At 70.4% G+C, this 22,960-nt stretch carries 24 protein-coding genes; 10 read left to right on the plus strand and 14 right to left on the minus strand.

Annotation, left to right across the window (positions count from 1 at the left end; translation table 11 throughout):
• The first annotated feature begins 37 nt into the window (after positions 1-37).
• Genes pdhA through NF557_RS16310 form a run of 3 tightly spaced genes read left to right on the plus strand, consistent with a single transcriptional unit; the run spans position 38 to position 3,458 of the window.
• Positions 38-1,144, plus strand: a complete 1,107-nt coding sequence (gene pdhA / locus NF557_RS16300; RefSeq protein ID WP_252620823.1) for a pyruvate dehydrogenase (acetyl-transferring) E1 component subunit alpha — start codon at positions 38-40, stop codon at positions 1,142-1,144.
• The gene (locus NF557_RS16305) at positions 1,141-2,154 is read left to right on the plus strand and encodes an alpha-ketoacid dehydrogenase subunit beta (protein ID WP_252620824.1); all 1,014 of its coding nucleotides are present in this window, start codon (positions 1,141-1,143) and stop codon (positions 2,152-2,154) included. The genes pdhA and NF557_RS16305 overlap by 4 nt, the downstream gene beginning before the upstream one ends.
• The gene (locus NF557_RS16310) at positions 2,151-3,458 is read left to right on the plus strand and encodes a dihydrolipoamide acetyltransferase family protein (RefSeq protein WP_252620825.1); all 1,308 of its coding nucleotides are present in this window, start codon (positions 2,151-2,153) and stop codon (positions 3,456-3,458) included. The genes NF557_RS16305 and NF557_RS16310 overlap by 4 nt, the downstream gene beginning before the upstream one ends.
• Before the next feature lie 281 nt (positions 3,459-3,739).
• Here the strand turns inward: NF557_RS16310 and NF557_RS16315 are convergent, their stop codons facing one another.
• Together NF557_RS16315 and NF557_RS16320 are read right to left on the minus strand one after the other, a co-directional pair.
• Positions 3,740-3,985: an addiction module protein gene (locus NF557_RS16315; protein WP_252620826.1), complete on the minus strand. Its 246-nt coding sequence runs from the start codon at positions 3,983-3,985 to the stop codon at positions 3,740-3,742.
• 50 nt (positions 3,986-4,035) lie between these two features.
• On the minus strand, positions 4,036-4,602 hold the full coding sequence (locus NF557_RS16320; RefSeq protein ID WP_252620827.1) for an NADPH-dependent FMN reductase: 567 nt from the start codon (positions 4,600-4,602) through the stop codon (positions 4,036-4,038).
• A 138-nt stretch (positions 4,603-4,740) separates the two neighbouring features.
• Between NF557_RS16320 and NF557_RS16325 the strand changes: the two genes are divergently transcribed.
• Positions 4,741-7,218 carry a helicase-associated domain-containing protein gene (locus NF557_RS16325; RefSeq protein ID WP_252620828.1) on the plus strand — a complete coding sequence of 826 codons (2,478 nt, stop codon included), beginning with the start codon at positions 4,741-4,743 and terminating at the stop codon, positions 7,216-7,218.
• A 26-nt stretch (positions 7,219-7,244) separates the two neighbouring features.
• Here the strand turns inward: NF557_RS16325 and NF557_RS16330 are convergent, their stop codons facing one another.
• Together NF557_RS16330 and NF557_RS17915 are read right to left on the minus strand one after the other, a co-directional pair.
• Complete coding sequence (locus NF557_RS16330) at positions 7,245-7,634, minus strand: PIN domain-containing protein (RefSeq protein WP_252620829.1); 390 nt, start codon at positions 7,632-7,634, stop codon at positions 7,245-7,247.
• Positions 7,631-7,885: a type II toxin-antitoxin system Phd/YefM family antitoxin gene (locus NF557_RS17915; protein WP_370584415.1), complete on the minus strand. Its 255-nt coding sequence runs from the start codon at positions 7,883-7,885 to the stop codon at positions 7,631-7,633. Before NF557_RS17915 ends, NF557_RS16330 begins: the two co-directional genes overlap by 4 nt.
• 138 nt (positions 7,886-8,023) lie before the next feature.
• Here NF557_RS17915 and NF557_RS16335 point away from each other — a divergent pair, with 138 nt between their 5' ends.
• Entirely contained in the window at positions 8,024-8,488 is a 465-nt protein-coding gene (locus NF557_RS16335; protein ID WP_252624257.1) for a YbaK/EbsC family protein, read from the plus strand.
• Positions 8,489-8,494: 6 nt separating this feature from the next.
• On the opposite strand, the gene NF557_RS16340 is transcribed toward NF557_RS16335, so the two are convergent.
• The gene (locus tag NF557_RS16340; RefSeq protein WP_252620830.1) at positions 8,495-9,133 is read right to left on the minus strand and encodes a DUF2652 domain-containing protein; all 639 of its coding nucleotides are present in this window, start codon (positions 9,131-9,133) and stop codon (positions 8,495-8,497) included.
• 101 nt (positions 9,134-9,234) lie between these two features.
• Here NF557_RS16340 and recC point away from each other — a divergent pair, with 101 nt between their 5' ends.
• Genes recC through recD form a run of 3 tightly spaced genes read left to right on the plus strand, consistent with a single transcriptional unit; the run spans position 9,235 to position 17,983 of the window.
• Positions 9,235-12,747 (plus strand): exodeoxyribonuclease V subunit gamma, encoded by a 3,513-nt coding sequence (gene recC, locus NF557_RS16345; RefSeq protein ID WP_252620831.1) that lies wholly within the window; start codon positions 9,235-9,237, stop codon positions 12,745-12,747.
• Positions 12,744-16,166: a UvrD-helicase domain-containing protein gene (locus tag NF557_RS16350; RefSeq protein ID WP_252620832.1), complete on the plus strand. Its 3,423-nt coding sequence runs from the start codon at positions 12,744-12,746 to the stop codon at positions 16,164-16,166. Before recC ends, NF557_RS16350 begins: the two co-directional genes overlap by 4 nt.
• On the plus strand, positions 16,163-17,983 hold the full coding sequence (recD, locus tag NF557_RS16355) for an exodeoxyribonuclease V subunit alpha (protein WP_252620833.1): 1,821 nt from the start codon (positions 16,163-16,165) through the stop codon (positions 17,981-17,983). The genes NF557_RS16350 and recD overlap by 4 nt, the downstream gene beginning before the upstream one ends.
• 39 nt (positions 17,984-18,022) lie before the next feature.
• On the opposite strand, the gene NF557_RS16360 is transcribed toward recD, so the two are convergent.
• The 7 genes from NF557_RS16360 to NF557_RS16390 all read right to left on the minus strand — a co-directional run bounded on the left by NF557_RS16360 (position 18,023) and on the right by NF557_RS16390 (position 20,681).
• Positions 18,023-18,253 carry a DivIVA domain-containing protein gene (locus NF557_RS16360; RefSeq protein ID WP_252620834.1) on the minus strand — a complete coding sequence of 77 codons (231 nt, stop codon included), beginning with the start codon at positions 18,251-18,253 and terminating at the stop codon, positions 18,023-18,025.
• 4 nt (positions 18,254-18,257) lie between these two features.
• The gene (locus NF557_RS16365) at positions 18,258-18,620 is read right to left on the minus strand and encodes a DUF2200 domain-containing protein (RefSeq protein ID WP_252620835.1); all 363 of its coding nucleotides are present in this window, start codon (positions 18,618-18,620) and stop codon (positions 18,258-18,260) included.
• Positions 18,621-18,682: 62 nt separating this feature from the next.
• Positions 18,683-18,943, minus strand: coding sequence for a Txe/YoeB family addiction module toxin (locus tag NF557_RS16370; protein ID WP_252620836.1), 261 nt, complete (start codon positions 18,941-18,943; stop codon positions 18,683-18,685).
• Positions 18,940-19,188: a type II toxin-antitoxin system Phd/YefM family antitoxin gene (locus tag NF557_RS16375; protein WP_252620837.1), complete on the minus strand. Its 249-nt coding sequence runs from the start codon at positions 19,186-19,188 to the stop codon at positions 18,940-18,942. Before NF557_RS16375 ends, NF557_RS16370 begins: the two co-directional genes overlap by 4 nt.
• A 74-nt stretch (positions 19,189-19,262) precedes the next feature.
• Positions 19,263-19,634 (minus strand): DUF4333 domain-containing protein, encoded by a 372-nt coding sequence (locus NF557_RS16380; RefSeq protein ID WP_252620838.1) that lies wholly within the window; start codon positions 19,632-19,634, stop codon positions 19,263-19,265.
• Positions 19,635-19,752: 118 nt separating this feature from the next.
• Positions 19,753-20,127, minus strand: coding sequence for a hypothetical protein (locus tag NF557_RS16385; RefSeq protein WP_252620839.1), 375 nt, complete (start codon positions 20,125-20,127; stop codon positions 19,753-19,755).
• A 134-nt stretch (positions 20,128-20,261) separates the two neighbouring features.
• A complete protein-coding gene (locus NF557_RS16390; RefSeq protein ID WP_252620840.1) occupies positions 20,262-20,681 on the minus strand; it encodes an Hsp20/alpha crystallin family protein in 420 nt (139 codons plus the stop codon).
• A gap of 160 nt (positions 20,682-20,841) precedes the next feature.
• Here NF557_RS16390 and NF557_RS16395 point away from each other — a divergent pair, with 160 nt between their 5' ends.
• Positions 20,842-21,198 (plus strand): J domain-containing protein, encoded by a 357-nt coding sequence (locus NF557_RS16395; protein ID WP_252620841.1) that lies wholly within the window; start codon positions 20,842-20,844, stop codon positions 21,196-21,198.
• A gap of 8 nt (positions 21,199-21,206) precedes the next feature.
• A complete protein-coding gene (locus tag NF557_RS16400; RefSeq protein WP_252620842.1) occupies positions 21,207-21,530 on the plus strand; it encodes a MerR family transcriptional regulator in 324 nt (107 codons plus the stop codon).
• An 87-nt stretch (positions 21,531-21,617) separates the two neighbouring features.
• Here the strand turns inward: NF557_RS16400 and NF557_RS16405 are convergent, their stop codons facing one another.
• Entirely contained in the window at positions 21,618-22,271 is a 654-nt protein-coding gene (locus tag NF557_RS16405) for a hypothetical protein (RefSeq protein WP_252620843.1), read from the minus strand.
• Complete coding sequence (locus NF557_RS16410) at positions 22,264-22,887, minus strand: RNA polymerase sigma factor (protein WP_252620844.1); 624 nt, start codon at positions 22,885-22,887, stop codon at positions 22,264-22,266. The genes NF557_RS16405 and NF557_RS16410 overlap by 8 nt, the downstream gene beginning before the upstream one ends.
• Positions 22,888-22,960 lie beyond the last annotated feature (73 nt).

The raw sequence follows: 22,960 nt of genomic DNA on the forward strand, positions 1-22,960 counted from the left end.
CTCAGCGACGATAGGAGGACCACCACCGGAGGAGAACATGTCGATGACGACCGCCGACCTTTTGCCGTGCGCGGAGCCGGTGCGGTTCCTGGACGAGCATGGACAGCTCACCGACCCCGGGCCCGAGGCGACGGCGCGCGGCTATGCCATGCCCTCGGACGAGGACCTGCTCGCCGTGTGGCGCCAGATGGTCATCGGGCGCCGTTTCGACACCCAGGCCACCGCGCTGACCAAGCAGGGACGCCTGGCGGTCTATCCCTCCTCGCGCGGCCAGGACGCCTGCCAGGTGGCGCCGGTGCTGGAGCTGCAGGAGCAGGACTGGTTCTTCCCGACCTATCGCGACTCGATGGCGCTGGTCAGCCGCGGGCTCGACCCCATCGAGGTGCTGACGTTGCTGCGGGGCTCGTGGCACTGCGGCTATGACCCCGTGCAGACGCACACCGCCCCCCAGTGCACCCCGCTCGCGACCCAGGCGGTGCACGCGGCTGGCGCGGGTCACGGGCTGGCCAGGCGCGGCACCGACGGCGTCGCGCTGTGCTTCATCGGCGACGGCGCGACGAGCGAGGGCGACTTCCACGAGGGCCTCAACTTCGCCGCCGTCTTCAACGCCCCCACCGTCTTCTTCGTGCAGAACAACAAGTTCGCGATCAGTGTCCCGCTGGCCAAGCAGACGAAGGCACCGAGCCTGGCCTACAAGGGAATTGGCTATGGCATCCGCTCCGAGCAGGTCGACGGCAACGACCCCGCAGCCGTGCTCGCGGTGACGCGCGCGGCCTACGCTCACGCCCGCGCCGGCCACGGACCGGTGCTGATCGAGGCGCACACCTATCGCCTCGAGGCGCACACCAACGCCGACGACGCCACCCGCTATCGCCAGGCCGACGAGGTCACCCAGTGGTCCGAGCGCGACCCGATCGCCCGGCTGCGCACCTATCTGACCGGCACGGGTGCCCTCACCGCTGAGATCGAGGAGCAGGTCGCCGCCGAGGCAGAGGCGTATGCCGCGCGCGTGCGGGAGCGGATGAACGAGGAGCCCGTGGTCGCTCCCCTCTCCCTGTTTGACCATGTCTATGCCCAACAGACACCGCAGCTGCGTGAGCAGGCGCAGCTGGTGGCCGCCGAGCTTGAGGAGGTGCAGGGATGAGCACGATGACGTTTGCCCAGGCCCTCAACCACGCGCTGCGCGACGCCCTGACCGAGGACGAGGACGTGCTGGTTTTTGGCGAGGATGTCGGCCAGCTCGGTGGCGTCTTCCGGATCACCGACGGGCTGACCGCGGACTTCGGTGAGGACCGCTGCTTCGACACGCCGCTCGCAGAGGCTGGCATTGCCGGCTTCGCGGTCGGTCTGGCGATGCAGGGCTTCCGCCCGGTGATCGAGATGCAGTTCGACGCGTTCGGCTATCCCGCCTTCGAGCAGGTCGTCTCGCACATCGCCAAGATGCGCAACCGCACCCAGAGCCTGCTGACGATGCCGATCGTGATCCGCATGCCCTATGCCGGTGGCATCGGCGGCGTCGAGCACCACTGCGACTCCTCGGAGGGCTACTACGCCCACACACCCGGGCTGCACGTGGTCACTCCCGCGACGCCGGCCGACGCCTACTCGCTGCTGCGCGAGGCGATCTCGAGCCCCGACCCGGTCGTCTTCATGGAGCCCAAGGCGCTCTATTGGTCCAAGGCCGAGCTGGAGCTGCCGACGCGGACCGAGCCGTTCGGCACGGCGGCCGTGCGCCGTGAGGGCACCGACGTGACGCTGGTGGCCTATGGCCCGCAGGTGCCCAACGCGCTCAAGGCCGCCGAGGTCGCCGAGTCGGAGGAGGGCTGGAGCGTCGAGGTCGTCGACCTGCGCACGATCACGCCCTTCGATGACGAGACGGTCGCCGCCTCCGTGCGCAAGACCGGTCGCTGCCTAGTCGTCTCCGAGGCCCAGGGCTTCGGCGGTGTCGGTGGTGAGGTCGCGGCCCGCGTCGGCGAGCGCTGCTTCCACTCGCTGGCCGCGCCGGTGCTGAGGGTCAGCGGGCTGGACATCCCCTATCCCCCGCCGAAGCTCGAGCACACCCACCTGCCCAGCGTCGACCGGATCCTGGACACGATGGCCCGCCTGCAGTGGGACGACCAGCCGGACACCGCACACCTGGCGGCCAGCCGATGACGCAGGTCTTCCGCCTCCCCGACCTCGGCGAGGGCCTCACCGAGGCCACGATCATCGAGTGGCACGTCGCCGAGGGCGACCACGTCACGATCGACCAGGAGGTCGTCACCGTCGAGACGGCCAAGGCCGCCGTCGAGGTGCCCTGCCCGTATGCCGGGGTGGTCACCTCCCTGCACACCGCCGCCGGGGAGGAGCTCGCCGTCGGGGCGCCGCTGATCACGATCGCGGCGCTCGCGGACGGGGAGGCCTATCGCACCGAGGAGCAGGCTGGCTCCACATCGCCGGAGCGGCCACTCGTCGGTTATGGCGCCTCCGAGGCACCGCGGCGTGCCCGTCGACGCCGGGCTGCGGCGGCTGAGGAGGGCGCAACTCCCGCGCCCGAGTCTGCTCCTGAGCCCGAGCCCGCGAGCCAGTCGGCCATCAAGGTGATCTCACCGCTCGTGCGCAAGCTCGTCGAGGACGCCCGGATCGACCTGGCCAGCATCACCCCGACGGGAGAAGGCGGAGTCATCCGTCGTGCCGACGTGGAGGCCGCCGTCGCTGACCGCGGTCAGCCGTCGCCCACCGCACCCGCCACCACTCCGGCCGCTCCCCGTGCCACATCCACAGACGCACCCGCCGACCAGCGGATCCCGCTGACCGGCGTCCGCCGGGCCATCGCCCAGAAGCTGTCGACCTCGCGACGGGAGATCCCGGATGCGACCACGTGGGTCGACGCCGACGCGACCGAGCTCCTGGCAACCAAGGACGCCCTGAAGGCGGCGCGGCCGCAGGACGCGATCGGCATACTCGCGCTGCTGGCTCGCATCACCGTGGCCGGACTGCGGGCCTTCCCCGAGCTCAACTCCTCCGTCGAGGGCCACGAGATCGTCCAGCACGGCCGGATCAACCTGGGCTTTGCCGCGCAGTCCCCGCGCGGCCTGGTGGTGCCCGTCGTCCACGACGCGCACGCGATGACGACCGCGGAGCTGGCGGCTGCCCTGCGCAGCCTGACCGAGGCCGCCCGGGAGGGCACGGTCACGCCCGCGCAGCTGACGGGTGGGACGTTCACGCTCAACAACTACGGCGTCTTCGGCGTGGACGGTTCGACCCCGATCATCAACCATCCCGAGGCCGCGATGCTCGGCATCGGCCGGATCATCGACAAGCCGTGGGCGCACGAGGGAGCGGTGGCGCTGCGCAAGGTCACCCAGCTGTCGTTCACCTTTGACCACCGGGTCTGTGACGGCGGCACTGCCGGTGGGTTCCTGCGTTATGTCGCCGACTGCGTCGAGCAACCGGCGGTCCTGCTTGCGGGCCTGTAGGCGCCGGCGCGCGATTGGATCGAATCACTCGTGGTCACTTGCCGACGACACGGTCCCGCCAGTAGCCCGGCTTTCGTTTCTGGTGCGCGATCGCGATGACCACGAGCTCATCCGGCGTGACGAGATAGATCAGGCGGGGGTCGGCCACTCCAGGATTCCGTCGATGACAGCATCAACTGCGACCTCCAAACGGTCTCCCAGTCCCGTGCCGCGCTCCTCATACCAAGCAATGTCGGCGCGAAGTTCAGCAGTCGCCTCAGGGTGATAGCTGACCGACAGGGTCAACGCTGCCTAGCGGTGCGGTCGGCCGCGAGCTGCTTCCTGACCTCGTCGCGAGGGATGGTCTGCACTCGGCCAGTGACGATGTCGTCAACCCGAGAGTTGATCTCTGAGGTCCACGACCGATGCACCTCCGAGGGATCGGCCACGTCATCCAAACTCTCCAGCAACCGGCTTGCGACCTCGGCGCGCTCGCTCACCGAGAGCGTCAACGCCAACTGCGTGATCTCGTCGATTCCGGCTGCCATGACACCCAATCTACGCTCTTCGTCCCCCGAGCCATAGGCGTCATTGCTCGCTAGTCGCGCGGGAGGACGGTGAGCACCCGCTCGATGTGGTCGCGGAACTCCTGCATGAACGCAGTCAGGATGCCCTTCAGCTCCTCCTCCAGAACCTCACCGTTCTCGCCATACGCCTCGGGCTTGAAGGTGATGTAGGCCTCGGGTGCGGTCATCTGACGGGCGTTGCAGAAGCTCAGCACACCGCGCAGCGACTGCTGGGCGACGGCCGTGCCGATGCCACTGGGAGAGGTGCCGATCACGCCCGCCGGCATGTGGTCAAAAGCATTCTCACCATAGGGCCGGGACGCCCAGTCGATCGCGTTCTTGAGGGCGCCGGGGATCGAGCGGTTGTATTCCGGAGTGACAAAGAGCACCGCGTCCGAGGCAGCGATCGCCTCCTTGAGCGCCTTGCCCTCCGGCGGATAGTTGCCGTCGAAGTCCGCGCTGTAGAGCGGCAGGTTGCCGATCGGGATCTCAGTGAACTCAAGATCCTGCGGCGCCACGCTGAGCAGCGCCTTGCTGAGCGTGCGGTTGATCGATGTCGATGACAGGCTCCCGACGAAATAGCCAACCTTGTAGGCCACGGTGCACTCCTCGATGGATGGATGCGGTCGAATCCGGCCGCCTCCACCCAGAGTTCCAGAAAGTCCCGAGTTGCGAAACTTGAGAGACCTGTGGACGGGCGTCGACAACTTCGCTCACCGCCGGTGACAATGGAAGACATGTCTGAGGACCGTTCTGCCCGCGCCTGGCTCGACTCCCGCTCCGACGACCAGCTCCAGGAGCTGCTCGCGATCCGCCCTGACCTGCACCAGGGGGCGCCGGTGGTCGACCTGGACGATCTCGCGCGCCGCCTGGAGCACCCGATGTCGGTCTCCAGCGTGGTGATGAACCTGCCGCGCCCCGCGGTGGAGCTCCTCGAGGCGGTGACCGCACTCGATGTCGGAGCCACGTCGGAGCGGCTGCTCGAGCTGCTCGACACCGGTGGCCGCGACCGTGACGAGCAGAGCCAGCTGCTGCTGCACTGGATCGAGATCCTGGAGGTGGTCGGCCTGGCTTGGGAGGTGGCCGGGCGGCACGTCGTCAACCCGGGAGTGCACCGGATCGTGGTCAACCCGCTCCTCATGGGGTCACCGGCACGGCTGCTCACCCAGGACCTGACCGTCGACGTCCTCAAGCAGTTGTATGCCGGGCTGGGAGTCCCCGCCCCGCCCCGCAAGGCGGAGCTCCTGGCGGGCATCGGTGCCTTGTATGCCGATGGGTCCCGGATTCGTCAGACGCTCGCCAAGGCACCCGAGGAGGTGATGGAGACCCTCGCCGCGCACGCCGCGGACGTGGCTGCGGCCTCGAAGCGCGGCGACGAGGCGCTAGATGAGGACCACTACGCCTGGACCCCGTCCCGGCAGGGGCAGTACCAGCGGGACATCACCATGCGCCGCTGGGCCAGCCAGCACGGGCTGGCGGTGACCGACAGCTACTACAGCTATGCCTATGCACCGGCCCAGTTCCCGGCGGAGGTGCTGCTGGCGCTCGTGCCGCCGAGCTATCGCGCACCCTTCCACCCCCGGCCGCCACAGATCCCGACCACCGAGGTCTCCCCGGTCCAGACCGAGCGGGCCTCTGCTGCGGCGGTGACCGAGGCCGTCGCCGCGATGACCGCGGTCCTGGAGAGCACGCTGCGCACACCGGTCCAGCGGCTGAAGTCGGGCGGCGTGGGCGCCCGTGAGATCAAGCGGCTGTCCAAGGCCGTCGGCGTGGGGGTGGCCGAGGTGCGCCTGGCGCTGGAGCTCGGCGCACGCTGCGGGTTCTTTGACTGGACCGACGAGCTGCGCCCCAGTGGTGAGTTCGAGCAGTGGCGTCGGCAGTCGGCCGCCGAGCGCGCCGGTGACCTGCTGCGCGCCTGGTGGCCTCTGCGCTTCCCGCCCACCCGGGAGCGGGACGAGGACGGCATGGCGCTGCCGGCGCTGACCGGGAGCGACAATGCCTATGCACCCACCGCGCCGCAGCTGGCGGTGGTGCTGCAGACGCTGGACGGTGCGGCGACCAGTCTGGAGCCGGTCCTGGAGCTGCTCGGGTGGAACCGGCCGATGGACCAGCTCTCGGCGGACGACGCGCGACACACCTGGGACGAGGCTGCTCTCCTGGGTGTCATCCGCGACGGTCGTCTCACCGATCTGGGCCGCACGCTGCTCACCGGCGAGCAGGACCAGGTGGTCGAGCAGCTGCGCACGCTGCTGCCCGCCGAGAGTCAGGACGTGCTGTTCGGCTCGGACCTGACCATCGTGGTGCCGGGCAGCACAGGAGCGGCGGTGGTCGACCTGCTGGACGCGCTGGCCGTGCGGGAGTCCCACGGCGTCGGGGCCACCTGGCGGGTCAGCGAGGCCTCGGTGCGGGACGCTCTTGACCACGGCTACACCGTCGACGCGCTGCTGAGTGAGCTCCGCGAGGTCGCCGGCAAGGCGCTGCCCCAGCCCCTGGAGTATCTGCTGCGTGACGTCGACCGCCGGCACGGCGTCATCGGGGTGCGCCCGGCCTCCTGCGTCGTGGTCTCGCAGGATGAGGGGCTGCTCGCCGAGGTGGCCGCGACCAAGGTGCTGCGCCCTCTCGGGCTCACGGCGGTCGCCCCCACCGTGCTGGTCGGCACCGCCGACCGGGCGACGACGCTCGCCGCGCTGCGCAAGGCCGGCTATCTGCCCGTCGAGCAGGACAGCGACGGCTCACGCACGGTGGAGCTGCGCTCGCGCGGGCCGGTCGGGGAGCGCGCCGCGGCACCTGACGACGTGGACGCCCTGTCCGACGAGGAGTTCAACGTCCTCATGGAGCGGGAGCTTGCCGCCCAGAGACAGCGCCTCAAAGGCCGGGCTCCGAGCGTGCCGCGCCTGCCGGAGGAGCCGGCTGAGCTCGTCAGCCGGCTGCGGTCCGGGGGCCGGCCCTCGCACGAGGTGGACCAGAGTGTCCTCTCGCTCGTGGAGCAGTTGGCACCTCGGCTGCGGCCGGACGAGCAGCGCCACCTGGTGTCGGCTGTGGCCAGCGACGGCAGCGTCGTGATCCGCTATCGCAACGAGAGCGGCAACGAGAGTGAGCGGAAGGTGTCCGACCTGGACCTGTCCGGTGCCTACCTCACCGGCTACTGCCACCTGCGTCAGGACGTGCGGTTCTTCCGGCTCGACCGCATCACGATGGTCGCGCCGGTCACCTGACGAGCCGATGGCGGTGGGACGGCCCCCTACTCGCCCGGGTCTGGCTTGCGGGCGTCGACGAGGTCCTCGATGATCCCGAAGTCACCGACGTTGTGGGTGAGGAGAGGCACGTTCTCGACGGTCGCGGTCGCCGCAATGGCGAGGTCAAGCTGCCGGCGGCGCGGCTTTCCTCCCCGTTGGCTGACGGCGGCGGCCAAGCGTCCCCAGGCCCGAGCAACTTCTGGGGTGACCGGCAGCGGGTCGAAGGTCGCTTCGACGGCAGCGAGACGGTCGGTGCGCCGGGCCCGTTCGTCGGGATCGGTGGCCAGCAGGACGCCGAAGTGGAGTTCGGTGAGCGAGACGACGCTGATCGCGGCCTCGACGCCGTCCGGCGCATCAGCACCGATGAGCACCGACGTGTCGAGGATGACCCTCATGACGCGAACGGGTCGACGACGGCCGCGTCGAGCCTTGCCAGGTCGTCATCCAGATCACCAGGAGTGGGACCGTGCCACACCTCAGCCAGGGCGGCGCCAGCTATCCAGCGCCGACGTTGCGTCGGACGAAGCTCGGCCACAGGTCGGCCCGAGACCGTCACCGTGAGGGATTCCCCAGCCTCGACTCGTCGGAGCACCTCACCCACGTGGTTTCGGAGCATCTTTTGCGGGATCACGTCCATGAGGATCATGGTAGCAGTTCTGCTACTTCGTCCGAGTGCACTGCGTGGCGAAAGGCCCGAGCCGGTCGAAGGATGGACGCAAGACAGCGCGCTCGGTCGATGGGTGAGGTGGCGTGAGTGCCCGGCGCATCCGGCATACTCGCGGGCATGCACCCACGCACCCAGACCGTGCAGGACGCGCTGCAGGCCGCCGGCATCGCCGCTCAGATCGAGGTGCTCGACGAGCACGCCCGCACGGCTGCCGTCGCGGCCGAGCAGCTCGGCTGTGAGGTTGCCGCCATCGCCAACAGCCTGGTCTTCATGGCTGACTCCGAGCCGCTGCTGGTGATGGCCAGTGGCGCAGCGCGGGTCAACACCGACGCGATCGCTGCCGCGGTGGGCGCCGAGTCCGTGGTCAAGGCCTCTGCCGACCAGGTGCGCGCCGCGACCGGACAGGCGATCGGCGGGGTCGCGCCGACCGGACACCCAACTCCCCTGCGCACGCTGGTCGACCCCGACCTCGGTGTCCACGACACGATCTGGGCCGCGGGCGGCACGCCGGACAGCATCGTGCCGCTGACCTTCCAGCAGCTGGTGATGGTGACGTCCGGCCACGTGACGGCCGTGCGCTGAGCTAAGTCAGCTCAGGCCGAGCACGAACGTGTTGATCGGCGCGAAGTGCTCATAGCTCTGCGACATGGGCACCGCCGAGTCGACCGGCACCGCGAGCTCGTCGACGGCGGACTCGGTGAACAACGCGTAGGCGTGGGATCCGAGCACCTCGGCCGCCTCGGACTTCAGCAGCAGGTGCGCCATCACGACGTCAGGACCGGTCAGCTCAGGGTTGCCGGCGAACTCCTGGATGACGAAGTCGCCGGCGTGCAGGACGAACTTCAGATCCAGCCCGTTGGCGGCGCTGCACTGCTCGCACGTGCACGTCCAGATCACACCGACATCAGCCAGCTGGGCGCGGAAGCTGGCATAGCACTTGTGGATGCAGTCCAGGACCTCCTCGCCATGGGGCACGTCGGGTCCCGAGCGGGCGAAGGCGAAGACCGCGTCACCCTCGAGCTTGGACAGGGTGAAGTATGGCGTCACGGACTGCACGATCCCGTCCAGCAGGCTCGACATCAGTCGGAAGGCCTCAGGGATCTGGCCCGTGGCGAAGGCATCGTCCTTGTGCGCCTCCTGGACGCCGCGCAGGAACGAGGTGTAGCCGCTGATGTCCGCCAGGAACAGGGGTCCCCTCGCGGCCTCCTGGGTGAACTGGACCGCCATCGCCATCTCCTCTGTATGGGTCTGACCCACTCTTGCAACGTAGCAGGCGTGACGGACAGTGGTCCATGCCTCCTGTCAGACCCACGCCATAGGGTCAGTGCATGACCTTGTTCGTGCACCGCGCGGCCAACACCGACCTGTTGGCCGGCGGGCTTGCCGAGCTCCTCGCGGCCCCGCTGGACGACGTGTTCGCCGAGGAGGTCGTCGCGGTGCCGGCCAAGGGGGTGGAGCGGTGGCTGGCCCAGCGGCTGTCGCACACGCTGGGGTCCGGGCCGCGCGGCGGCGACGGGGTGTGCGCCGGTGTGCGTTTCCTCAACCCGCACTCGCTGGTCGCGCTCGTCCTGGGCATCGAGCGCGATGACCCGTGGCGCTCCGACCAGCTCGCCTGGCCGGTGCTGCGCGCGGTCGACGACAGCCTCGGCGAGACGTGGGCCAAGACCCTGTCCGACCACCTGGGACACGGCCTCACCGGCACCGAGCATGAACTGCGCCGGGGTCAGCGATTTGCCGTGGCGCGCCGGCTCGCCGGCCTGTTCGCCGACTATGCCGCCCAGCGCCCCGCGATGCTGGCGGACTGGCGTGAGGGTGGCGCCGGTGACGGGCTGGGTGGTCCGGTGGCCGACGACCTCGCCTGGCAGCCCGAGCTGTGGCGCCGCACGTTGGCCCTGGTCGACGCCGAGCCCCCCGAGGTGCGGCAGACACGCGTCCTGCAGGCGCTGCGGGAGCAGAGCCCCGAGGGCCTGTCCCTCGGTGATCTGGTGCTGCCCGGGCGCCTGTCCCTGTTCGGACACACCCGGATCGCGCGCAGCGAGGTCGAGGTGCTGACCGCCCTGGGCGAGCACCTGGACGTGCACCTGTGGCTGCCGCAGTCCTCCCCCCGGGCGTGGACGCGGCTGGCTCCGCTCGCGGCAGAGGGCCCGGTCCCCCGCGCGGAGGACACGTCCGCCGGGGTGATCGAGCACCCGCTGCTGGCCAGCCTCGGGCGCGACTCCCGCGAGCTGCAGCGCACCCTCGCCCTCACGGGTGGGACCGACGACCTGCTGGTCCGCGACGAGGCCGACGACGTGGTGGTCCGCGACGAGGCCGACGACGTGCTGGTCCGCGACGAGGCCGACGAGGCACCGGCCCGCAGTCTGCTACAGCTCCTGCAGGACGACCTGGCGCGCGACCACGCACCGACCGCTGAGGACCGCCGGTCTCGGGTGGTCGAGGCGCAGGACCGCAGCATCCAGGTGCATGCCTGCCACGGGCGCACCCGGCAGGTCGAGGTGCTGCGCGACGTGCTGGCCGACCTCCTCCAGCGCGACCCCACCCTCGAGCCGCGCGACATCCTGGTGATGTGCCCCGACGTGGACACCTATGCGCCCCTCTTCCACGCCGGCTTCGGGCTCGCCGAGGTGGTCCGCGAGCAGACCGCCGCGACACACCCGGCCCACGGCCTGCGGGTCCGGCTCGCGGACCGCGGCCCTCGGCATACCAACCCTCTGCTGGCCCTGGCCGACCAGCTCGTCGAGCTGGCTGGCGGGCGCCTGACCGCCGGGGAGGTGCTCGACCTGGCCCGATCCGCCCCTGTTCGCCACCGGTTCGGCCTCGGTGACGACTCCCTCGAGCGACTGGGGGACTGGGTCCACGCAGTGGTCATCCGGTGGGGGCTCGACGCCGACCACCGGGCCACCTATCAGCTGCACCATCTGGGTCAGAACACCTGGCGCGCGGGGCTGGACCGGGTGCTGGTGGGCGCGGCCGTCGACGGTCAGGACATCGACCACCTCGGGACCACCCTGGCGCTGGACAACCTCGACAGTGGTGACCTCGAGCTGGCCGGGCGCCTGGCTGAGCTCGTGGAGCGGCTGGCCACGACCCTGCGCGCTCTGCGCACGACCGACACGGTCGATGTCTGGGTGCGCGAGCTGAGTGACGGGGTGCTCGGGCTGGCCGATGTGCCGCTCGCGGACGCCTGGCAGCTCACCCAGTTCGAGCGTGAGCTGGCCAGGATCCAGGCGGCTGCACGGCGGGGTGCCACGTCGACGCCGTCCCTGTCGCTGGCCGACGTCCGTGCGCTGCTGCGGGAGCAGTCCGGAGGACGGGCGACCCGGTCCAACTTCCGCACCGGCTCGCTCACGGTCTGCACGATGGTGCCGATGCGCTCCGTGCCGCACCGCGTGGTGGCCCTGGTCGGGATGGACGACGGTGTCTTCCCCCGGCACAGCACCCCGGACGGTGACGACGCGTTGGCGCGGCGCGCGGTCACCGGCGAGCGCGACCCGCGCAGCGAGGACCGGCAGCTGCTGCTCGATGCGATCACCTCGGCCGGTGACGCGCTCGTCATCACCTACACCGGCGCCGACGAGCACACCGGCTCACAGCGGCCTCCGGCGGTCCCGCTCGGAGAGCTGATCGACGCCGTCCGCGCGACCGCACAGGGCCAGGGGGTCGAGCGCGTCGTCACCGATCACCCGCTGCAGCCGTTCGACCCGCGCAACCTCGGCGTCACCCCCGAGGACGAGACCAGCCTGCTGCCCCAGGACCGGCCGCTCAGTTATGACCCGACGGCTCTCGCCGGGGCGCTCGCTCTCCGCGCGGGGCAGTCCCAGCCCGTCCCCATCGCGGCCCAGCTGCTCCCCCCGCTGGCCGGCGACGAGGTCGCGCTCGATGACCTGCTCCGGTTCTTTGACAACCCGGCCCGCGCCTTCCTGCGCTCCCGCCTCGGGATGGTCCTGCCCGAGGTCCCCGAGGAGCGCGGCGAGGGCATCCCGATCACCCTCGACGGGCTGGAGAAGTGGACGATCGGCGACCGCATGCTGCAGGGGGTGCTGACCGGCCGGGCTCCCGCCCAGGCGGTCAACGCCGAGCTGTGGCGAGGCGCCCTGCCGCCCGACCAGCTGGGCGAGACCACCATGCGTGAGATCACCCAGGCGGTCCAGGCCCTGTGCGAGGCCACCTGGCGCACGGTCGGCACCGGCGGGTGGGAGCAGGACCTGCCGCGCGACAGTGTGGACCTCGACCTCGCGCTGCCCGGCGGTCGCCAGCTCACCGGCACCGTCGCCGGGCTCGTGGGAGGCGCAGCGCTGACCGTCACCTACTCGCAGGTGAAGGCCAAACAACGCCTCCGCTCCTGGATCATCTCGCTGGTCCTGGCTGCGGGCGGACACTCCGGGGTGAGCCGTCTGATCGGCAAGCACTACTGGCGCAAGGGCGACAAGAGCCCTGTGCTGTTCACTCACGGGCCGCACGACCCGGCCACGGCACTGGAGCTGTTGACCCAGCTCGTCGACCTGCGCGACAGAGGCCTGCGTGAGGTCGTCCCGCTGCCGCTGGAGACCAGCCTGGCCTGGGCGGACTACTTCGTGAAGACGGGCAAGGCCACGCTGGCTGCACAACAGGGCGTCAAGAAGTGGGTCACCCCCGACGGCGGCTTCGGTGGCGGCGGTGAGCAAGACGATCCGTCCTGGTCACGTGTGCTGGGAGCGGGCGTGCCCTTTGACACGATCCTCGGCACGCCACGCGCCGATGAGGAGTGGACGCCGGGGGTGGAGTCGCGGCTGGGTCAGTTCGCGCTGCGGGTGTGGGGCCCGGTGCTCCGAGGCGGCGCAGAGTCGAAAGTGAAGCCATGACCGCCGAGGTTGACGCCAGGACCGCCGGAAGGGAAACCATGACCGTGCAGGAGTTCGCGATCACCGACCCTCTGCCGTCGGGCACGATGCTGCTCGAGGCCAGCGCCGGCACCGGCAAGACCTGGACCATCGCGGCCCTGGTCACGCGCTATGTCGCTGAGGGCGTGGCCCTGCTTGAGCAGATGCTGGTCGTCACCTTCAGCCGAGCCGCCAGCCAGGAGCTGCGCGCGCGGGTGCGTGAGCAGCTCGCTGAGGCCGAGGCGGTGCTGGCCGGCCGGCAGCAGCCCGACCCGGACAACGAGCTCCTGGCGCTCCTGCTCGACGTCGACGAGCAGACCCGCGCCCTGCAGCACGCCCGGGTGCGGACCGCCCTGACCAACTTCGACGCGGCGACCATCGCCACCGTGCACCAGTTCTGCCACGAGGTGCTGCGCAGCCTCGGCGTCGCCGGCACCTCCGATGCCTCCGCCGAGCTGGTGGAGGACCTGGGCGACCTGCTCGTCGAGGTCGTCGATGACCTCTATCTGCGCGGCTTCCGCGGGGAGACCGAGCCGATCTTCAGCCGGTCCGAGGCACTGGTGATCGCCCGTGCGGCCGTCGAGGACATCCACGCCGAGCTGCGCCCCACCACGGCCGAGCCCGGCACCCCCGCCGCGCGCCGGGTCCGTTTTGCCCAGGCGGTCCGCGACGAGCTCGACCTGCGCAAGCGGCGTCTGCAGGTGATGCACTACAACGACCTGCTCACCCAGCTCTCCGACGCGTTGGGAGAGCCCGACTCTCCCGCGCGACACCGGATGCGGCAGCGCTGGCAGGTTGTCCTGGTCGACGAGTTCCAGGACACCGACCCCGTCCAGTGGCAGGTCCTGGACCGCGCCTTCAGCGGCCATGCCCAGGCGATGGTCCTGATCGGCGACCCCAAGCAGGCGATCTACGCCTTCCGCGGCGGCGACATCGTGACCTATCTCGCGGCGGCGGGCAGCGCCTCCGACCGCAGGACCCTGCCCCGCAACTATCGCTCCGATCCCGGCGTCGTCCACGCGCTGACCACCCTGCTGGAAGGCACGCAGCTCGGGCACCCGGAGATCACCGTCCGCGCGGTCACCGCTGCCAAGGAGGGGGCCCGGCTGCAGGGGGCACCCCACGGGTCACCGGTGCGGGTCCGTCAGCTGCTGCTCGGTGAGCACCTGTCCGACGACGACCGGATCGCGCCCACCCGCGCGCACATCGCCCGTGACCTGGCTCTCGACATCGCCGCGCTCCTGGCCTCCGGCGCCACCTTCGACGACCGTCCCGTCCAGGCCCACGACGTCGCCGTGCTCGCCCACCGCGGCAAGGACCTGCTCGCCGCCCAGCGAGCCCTGCGCGAGGTCGGCATCCATGCCGTGAGCGCCGGCGGGTCCAACGTCCTCGAGAGCGGCGCGGCCCACGACTGGCTCACCCTGCTGGAGGCGATGGCGGCGCCGCACCGCTCGGTGCTGACCCGGGCCGCCGCCCTGACCGACCTGCTCGGCTATGCCGTGCCCGAGGTCGATGCCGGGGGCGCCGACCTGGATGACCAGCTCGCCCAGCACGCGCGCGACCTGGCCAGCACCTATGCCCGGCAGGGCATCGCCGCCGTCCTCGAACGGCTCACCGTCGACGGCCTCACCGCCCGGGTCCTGGGCCAGGTCGGCGGCGAGCGCACCCTCACCGACATCAAGCACCTCGCGGAGCTGCTGCACGAGGCGGGGCGCTCGCACCAGCTCGGACTCGTGGCGCTGCTGGAGTGGCTGCGGGCACAGCTGGCCCAGGACTCGTCGGCGTCGGCAGGTGCCCGCACCCGCCGGCTGGACAGTGACTCCGCCGCCGTGCAGCTGCTCACCATCCACGGCAGCAAGGGTCTGCAGTTCCCCGTCGTCTATCTGCCGAGCCTGACCGACCGCAACGTCCCCGACACGCCCCACGTCCCCCTGTGCCACGACGACCCGCCGGAGCGCACCCGCTATATCGATGTCGGCGGCCGGGCCGGCCCCCAGTGGGCCGACTCCGTGCGGCGCCACAAGGAGGAGGACGCCGGGGAGTCCCTGCGCCTGCTCTATGTCGCGCTGACGCGCGCGCAGTCCCAGGTCGTGACGTGGTGGTCCCCGACCAGCCGCAACGGTGGACCCTCCGCGCTGCATCGGGTCCTGTTCGGTCGCAAGCCGGTCGCTGAGCCAGAGTCCGTCGACGGCGCTGTTCCCGCCACCGCCCCTGTCCCCAAGGAGGACGACGCCGCCAGCCGGACCCTGCAGGCCTGGTCCGACCTCGGCGCATTCACCCTGGAGCGGGCCGACCACGCGGGCCCCGTCGCCGTCCCCACCCCCGACGACGCACGCGATCCTCGGGTCGCCGAGTGGACCCGCCGGGTGGACCACGACTGGAGGCGCACGTCATACACCGCGCTGTCCACGCCGCGTGAGCAGGAGGCCCACGCCCTGACCGGCGGCGTAGGGAGCGAGCCCGAGGTCACCGCGCGACAGGACGAGCCGGAGCTGCCCGAGCCGGTCCTGGAGGCAACGCCGGCCCTGCCGGGTCTCAGCCCCGAGCCGCCGGGTGCCGACGTGCCCTCGCCGATGGCGGACCTGCCGGTCGGCGCGACGTTTGGCTCCCTAGTCCACGGGGTCCTCGAGCACGCCGACCCCGAGGCCGCCGACCTGCGCTCGGAGCTGCTCGGCCACATCCGCGAGCAGCTCGTCCAGTGGCCGGTCGACCTCGACCCAGAGATGCTCGCCGACGCCCTGGTCGCGGTCAACGACACCCCGCTGGGGCCGCTCGCCGGTGGGACGACGCTGCGGCAGATCGGTCAGCGGGACCGGCTGCGCGAGCTGGACTTCGAGCTGCCGCTGGGCGGTGGAGACCTCCCGGATGGGGCGGCCGCGCACGCGACGCTCGGCGAGCTGGTCCCGCTGTTGCGCGAGCATCTGCCGGCCGGCGACCCGGTCCGGGCCTGGGCCGACACCCTCGACCAGTCCCCCGACCTGGCAGCCCAGCACCTGCGCGGCTATCTCACCGGCTCCGTCGACGTGGTCCTGCGCACCGGCGGGAGCTATCTCGTCGTCGACTACAAGACCAACTGGCTCGGGCGCACCGAGGAGCCGTTGACCGCTGCCGACTACCGCCCACAGATGCTGGCCGAGGCCATGGGTCACTCGTCCTACCCCCTGCAGGCGCTGTTGTATGCCGTGGTAGCCCACCGGTTCCTGCGGTGGCGGCTGCGCGACTATGACCCGGCCCGTCACCTGGGCGGCGTGCTCTATCTCTATGTGCGGGGCATGTGCGGCCCGCAGACGCCGCTGGTGGACGGGCACCCGTGCGGGGTCTTCTCGTGGAAGCCCCCGGTCGCCCTGGTCACGGCCGTCTCTGCCCTGCTCGACGGACGCCCTGAGGAGAGTGCGGCATGACGATCCTGGAGACCTTTGAGCCGATCGGTGAGCACGACCGGCGTCTGGCGCTCGGCGCGACGGGCGTCCTGGCGGAGTTCAACCAGGCCGGGGTGATCACCGCCGCGGACGTGCACGTCGCCAGCACGCTGGCCCGGGTCACCCACGAGAAGGACGCCGACGCCGTGCTCGCTACCGCCCTGGCCAACCGCGCCGTCCGCACCGGCTCGGTCGCGGTCGACGCCACTGCTCTGGCGACCACCGGGAGGCAGACTCTGCCCGACCTGCCGTGGCCGGAGCCTGAGGACTGGGCCGAGTCGGTCGCGGGGAGCCGGCTGGTCGCCGAGGGCGCGGTGGTCGTGGACCGCGGACTGGTCTATCTGCAGCGCTACCACCACCAGGAGGTGCAGGTCGTCGCGGATCTGCGGGCGCGGGCAGCGCTCGAGCCGCCCACCGTCGATGAAGCCACCCTGGCCGCCGGGCTGACCCGGATCTTCCCGGGCGAGCAGTATGCCGAGCAGCGCGCGGCCGCCGAGGTCACCGCCCGCGCCCGCACCAGTGTGATCACCGGGGGGCCCGGCACTGGCAAGACCACGACCGTCGCGGGTGTGCTGGCACTGCTGGCCGAGCAGGCCGCAGCGGCGGGCGAGCGCCCGCTGCGGGTCGGGCTGGCAGCCCCCACCGGCAAGGCCGCGGCCCGCGTCAAGGTGGCGGTGGCCCGTGCGCTCGACGAGATCCTGGAGCGCACCGACGACCCTGCGACCCGGTCCGTCATCGCACCGCTCGGAGCGGTCGAACCCACGACGTTGCACCGGTTGCTGGGGTGGCGCCCGGACAGCCGCACCAGGTTCAGGCACGACCGCACCAACCGGCTGCCCCACGATGTCGTGCTGGTCGACGAGGCCTCGATGGTCTCCCTGACGCACATGGCCCGGTTGCTGGAGGCCCTGCGCCCCCAGGCCCGGCTCATCCTCGTCGGTGACGCGGACCAGCTGGTGTCGGTGGACGCGGGCGCTGTCCTGGCCGACCTGGTCGCCGGCGCCCAGCTGGCGCAGAACTCTCCCGTCGCCCTGGCCCGGCTGAGCACGGTGCACCGCTTCGGCAAGACCATCGGTGCCCTCGCGGAGGCGCTGCGCACCGGTGATGGTGACGCCGTGGTGTCGGCGCTGTCGGCTGGCAGCGCCGAGGTGGAGTGGGTCACCGACGAGGATCCCCGGCCGTTCCTGCAGCCGCTGCTCACCCGGCACGCTCGCGCGGTCCTGACCGCCGCCCGGGCCGCCGACGGTGACGCCGCGCTGGCCGCGCTCGGGGCACACCGCCTGCTCTGTGCGCACCGGGAGGGGCCGCACGGTGTCCGCACCTGGAACAGGCTGACCGAGACCTGGCTGGGCGAGGACACCGGGCTGACCTTCTATGACCCGATGTATGTCGGGCGTCCCCTGATCGTCACCGCCAACGACTACGCCACCGGGGTGCTCAACGGCGACACCGGCGTCATCGTCGCGTCACACAAGCCCGACGGCACGCCGGTGCGGATGGCCGTGGTCGAGGGGGCGGCCGGGGCGCACCGCTTTGCCCCTAGTCGGCTCGGCGACGTCGACACCATGCACGCGATGACGATCCACAAGGCCCAGGGCAGCCAGGCGCGCGAGATCACCGTCCTGCTCCCGGACAGCGACAGCCCCCTGCTCACCCGCGAGCTGTTCTACACCGCCGTGACCCGCGCCGAGGAGAAGGTCCGGGTCGTCGGCGGCGAGGAGGTCGTGCGGGCCGCCGTGGCCCGTCAGGTCCAACGGGCCAGCGGGCTGCGGCAGCGGCTGGCTGAGGCCGACAGCTAGGTCAACTCAGGAGCCACCTCCGTCGGAGTCGCTGACTGCTCAGCCAAGTCCGGTGGCGAGCTCGTCCAGGAAGAGGTCGACCTCCTCCATGTCGTAGCCGCGGCGCCCACGCGCCACCCCAAAGCGCGCCGAGACAATGTTCGGCGCAGGCTGGCCGCTGGCCAGCGCGTTGAAGACCTCGTCGACGAAGGCATCGACATCCTCGGTGGCATAACCCTGGGCGAAACCGCGGGTGTGGCGGAACTGTGGTCGAGCGCCCTCTGTCGTCATGCCCCTATGGTGCCGTGTTCTTGGAAGCGCGCAGGACTTTGTCCATCGCCTTGCCCTTGGCCAGCTCGTCGACCAGCTTGTCCAGATAGCGGATCTGCTGCATGAGCGGGTCCTCGACGTCCTGCACCCGCACCCCGCACACGGAGCCGGTGATCAGCGAGACGTTCGGGTGGAGCGTGGCGTCGGCGAAGAACTCCTCAAACGTCGTCTCGGCGTCGAGGTGCGCGGTCAGCGCCGACTCGTCGAAGCCGGTCAGCCACTCGATCACCTGGTCCAGCTCGGCCTTCGTGCGGCCCTTGCGCTCGACCTTCGTCACGTAGAGCGGATAGACCGATGCCACGCTGGTGGTGAAGATGCGGTGCTTCATTCCTGCAGGATAGATGCCGGTGACGCGGTCTGTCAGGGCGTTGGGGCGCGCGGCCGGGTCTCCTACTTCGTGTAGTGGTAGCGGGCTTGTAGGAGGACGAGGTCATCGTCTCGGACCACGTAGACCAACCGGTGCTCCTCGTTGATGCGCCGCGACCAGGCATGAGCCAGCCCGTACTTCAGTGGCTCGGGTTTGCCGACTCCGGCGAAAGGGTCCCGAGTCGCGTCATCGATCAGCCGGTTGATCCGCTTCACCACGGTCCGATCGATGCGTTGCCAGTGGAGGTAGTCCTCCCACGCCTGAGGCGCGAAGACGGGCCTCATGTGCGATCAAGTTCGCGTTCAGCCCCTTCGCCGCGGTCCACCGCCTCCATGGCATCAAGCAGTCTCCGTGCGTTGGCGGGAGAGCGAAACAGATAGGCCGTCTCCTGCCAAGCCGAGTAGTCCTCGGCTGACATGAGTACCGCGTTGCCTCGCTTCGAGGTGATCTCCACTGGAGCTCGGTCATCGTTGACCTGCTCGATCAGGGGGAAGAGGCGCTTGCGGGCCTCGCTTGCGGTGATGGACATGGGACACCTCCGAGAGTGGTACGACAAATAGTACCACTCGCCTGATCGAGGAGCTGGACCTCACACACGCCCCGCTAGGACGTGGCCTCGGCATCGTCGGGGGTGGCTTCAGCGTCATCGGGGACGCCGACGGCCAGGGGCTCCAGCCGGTAGCGCACCTTGTCGCCGTCGACGGAGGTCACCACGACGCGCACCCGGTCAACCGGTTCACCCAGCGCGTCCTCGTCCCAGAACTCCACCGCGCAGACCACGGTGGCGTCAATATCGGCAGCCACACCGGTCGGGCAGCTGACCGACTGCATCTCCACACCCTGGGTGGCCATGCCGTCTCGCACGCTCTGCTCGACCGCGCTCGCCGAGACCTCCTTTGCCCCGCAACCACTCAACGCGGCGACGGCAGCAGTCAGAGCTCCGACCGTCCGGAACCTGCGGGACCTGATCAGCACGGCGCACTCCCTTTCTGTCCACTGCTGGAGTGAACAGGGTAGGACACCAGCGCCGACTCGTCGTCTGGCTCTTCGGTAGGCCTGGCCTCTCGGCCATGCGGCGCTCTCGCCTCGGGGGTCACGACGGAGGAGTGATCGGCATGGCACTCCACGCGGCAGCCAGCTCTTTGAGGGAGATGAGCCGTTTGGTTCCCGGTTCCAGGTCGCCGGGAATGAGCTGATCCCAGAACCCGTAGTGCGGCGGCCCGCAGTGCAGCACCGCGGTGACCTGCCCGCGCACGGGCGCCCGGTGATGGAGAGCGGTGACCTGGACATACCGGTGGCCGGAGTCGTCGGCCCGCCAAGCCACCATCGTGGGATCGGACAGGATCCTCGCCCAGGCGAGTAGTTCTGAGGGGTTGTCGACGGTCGCGGTGATGTCACCGACGACATCGAGCTCCCTGCTGATCCGCAACAAGATGGACAACTCACGGGCGTCCTGAGACGGGTACATAGGTCCCTGCTTTCGCGTGAGAGTTGAGTCTGCCCAGTCCCCCTGGGGCCTGGGCAGACTCAACGATGGACCGTCCGGGTCGGTCATGCCCAACGCCGCTGGCCCGGTGCCAACCTGGCTAGAGCGCCAGAGTCCTAGCTGGCGATCTCCTTGCGACCCTGACCGCCGGTGATCTCAACCTTGCGCGGCTTGGCCTTCTCCGCGACGGGAAGCTTGATCGTCAGTACCCCAGCGTCATAGTCGGCGGTGAGGTTGTCGGCGTCGAGGGTGTCACCGAGGAACACCTGACGGCTGAACATGCCGTGGGGACGCTCGGCGACGATCCTCTCGTTGCCCTCCGCCTGCGGCTTGCGCTCGGCGTGCACGGTGAGCACGTTCTGCTCGACGGTCAGGTCGATCGAGTCGGTGCTCACCCCGGGCAGGTCGAGGTGGATCACGAAGTGGTCGTTGTCGCGGTAGGCGTCCATGGGCATCACCGCCGGGCGACCGCGAGTGCCGAGCATGGCTTCGGTCAGTCGGTCCAGGTCCCGGAAGGGATCGGTGCGCATCAACATCGGAGAGTTCTCCTTCCTCACGGGCTCGGCCCCTGATGAGTACAACCCGCATTCAGGGAGCACGGGCAATCTATGTCGGTCACTTCATATTTTGCATCCTGATGAGATAAAGTCAAGTCAGTTTGGCACAGAAGATTCAGCAACTGAGGAGGTGCATCCGGTGGTCGACACACCTGACCGGAATGCGGCCCTCGCCCTGCTCGGGCTCTCCCCAGCCGCGTCCCCGAACCAGATCGCCGCCGCCTACCGACGTCTGGCCCGAAAGACACATCCTGATCGGTGCGACGACGACGAGGCCGCAGAGCGGTTCGCCTCCCTCAACGCCGCCTACCGCATCGCCAGCCTCGGCGTTAGTGCGGTGCCGGCACGTGGGCCAACGGTGATGCCGGTGCCCGTCTGGCGCGTCGAGAAGTCGAAGCCGCACGTGCCGGCCGGGGTGCCCTTCCTGGCAGGTCCGGCGTTGTGGACGCCGTGGCCACCTCGTCAGATGACGCACCCTGAGGAGAAGGGACAGTGACAGTGAGCATGAACTTCGACGGCCTGAGTAGGGACCGCGCGCTCTACGGCGTCTCCGTTGCCGCTGAGTTGACCGGCGTCCAGCCGCAGATGCTGAGGGCCTACGAGGCGAAGGGGCTACTCGAGCCGTACCGCACCGAAGGCGGAACCCGACGTTACAGCGGCGACGACCTGGCGCGCGTGGGTCGGATCACCACACTGCTAGCAGCCGGACTCAACCTCGCCGGGGTCGATCAAGTCTTGCAGCTTGAAGCTGAAACCCAGCGCCTCCAGGCCGAGCTGGACGCGCTGCATACGCGCCAGCGGTGGCAAGAGGAGGAGGACCAGCAATGACCGCGCAGAGCTGCGGTGGCGCCGTCGGCTCCACCCTGCACGGTGCGCTCACTGCTGCGCAGGCGAGTTCGGACGCTCGTGCAGCCTTCACAGGGTCGCGCTGGACCAGACCGTCCCGGAGTCGGTGACCAGCTCGACCGACGTCACCCCGGGGTCGGGCACGACCCAGCTGTTGGGCCGGTCCGGGGACAGTGTCCAGCGCCCGACGTCCTGCGTGCCACCCCCCTCCAGCACCAGGCGGCACTGATAGCTGCGACCGGGCTGCCCCGATGAGACGTCCACGACCAGCACCGCCTCACCGTCGCTCCAGCTGCGAGACACCGTCCCCACCTGGTCACCGTCGGCCGTGGTCAGCGGCAGTCCCGCGCTCTGGACCGGCTGCTCCGTGGCGGGTGCGCCACCGGGACCGTCCCCGAGCGCCAGGGCGAAGCCCGAGCCGACGCCGAGTCCGAGCACGGCCGCAGCGGCCACCCCGACCCAGCGCGGCACCCGCGGCGTTGGCTCAGTCACCTCACCGACCCCGATCCGGCCCAGCACACTCGTGGCCAGACCGGGCGGTGGTTCGGTGCGCGGCACGGCGGCCAGTGTCCCCTCCACCGCAGCGGACAGGTCGGCCAGCTCCGCACGGCACCCGACACAGTCAGTGACGTGGACCATGACCTCGTCCCGCACCGGGCCGGTCAGGTGACCGAGCGCCAGGTCCAGGAGCAGGTCGGGGGACGTGTGCTGCGACTCAACCACGATCCACCTCCCCGTCCCGACCAGCGATGGGGGACGTGGCTGCGGTGTCTGCCGCGGCATACGCCTCTCGCAGCCGCCGCAGACCGTCCCGGATGCGGGTCTTGGCCGTGCCCAACGGGATCTCCTCCCGGACGCTGACCTCCTGGGCCGTGCAGCCACCGATCACAGCTAGCACGACCGCCCGTGCCTGTGGGGGCGACAGCTGGTGCAGCCGCCGGATCGCCCGGTCGGTCTCGAGCCGGTGCACGGTCGTCTCCGCCAGGTCCCGGGACCCGAGCGTGTCCTCGACCAGCTGGTCGAGGAACTCGCCGTCGGTCGGCACCGGGCGCCGCGTGCGGATCGCGTCGATCGCGGTGTTGCGGGTGATCGTCAGCAGCCAGGTCAGCACCGAGGCTCGCCGGATGTCATAACTGCCTGCCGCGCGCCACGCCTTCACCAACGCCTCCTGACTCACGTCCTCGGCCAGCCCGGGGTCGCGGGTGATGCTCAGCGCCAGCCCGAAGACGGCGCCCTGGAACCGCGCCACAAAGGCGCTCGCGGCCTGCGGGTCCGCCAGCGCCAAGCCGGCGAGCAGCGCGGCATCAGCCGCCCGGTCTGCTCTCGGGAGGCGGGGCATGTCAGGGGATACGCGCGCCGGCCCGCGACGGATTGCCCAATCCCGGCCACCCTCGGGGGTCGTACCACCCTCC

It is taken from the genome of Ornithinimicrobium cryptoxanthini (genome assembly GCF_023923205.1).
GTDB lineage: Bacteria > Actinomycetota > Actinomycetes > Actinomycetales > Dermatophilaceae > Ornithinicoccus > Ornithinicoccus cryptoxanthini.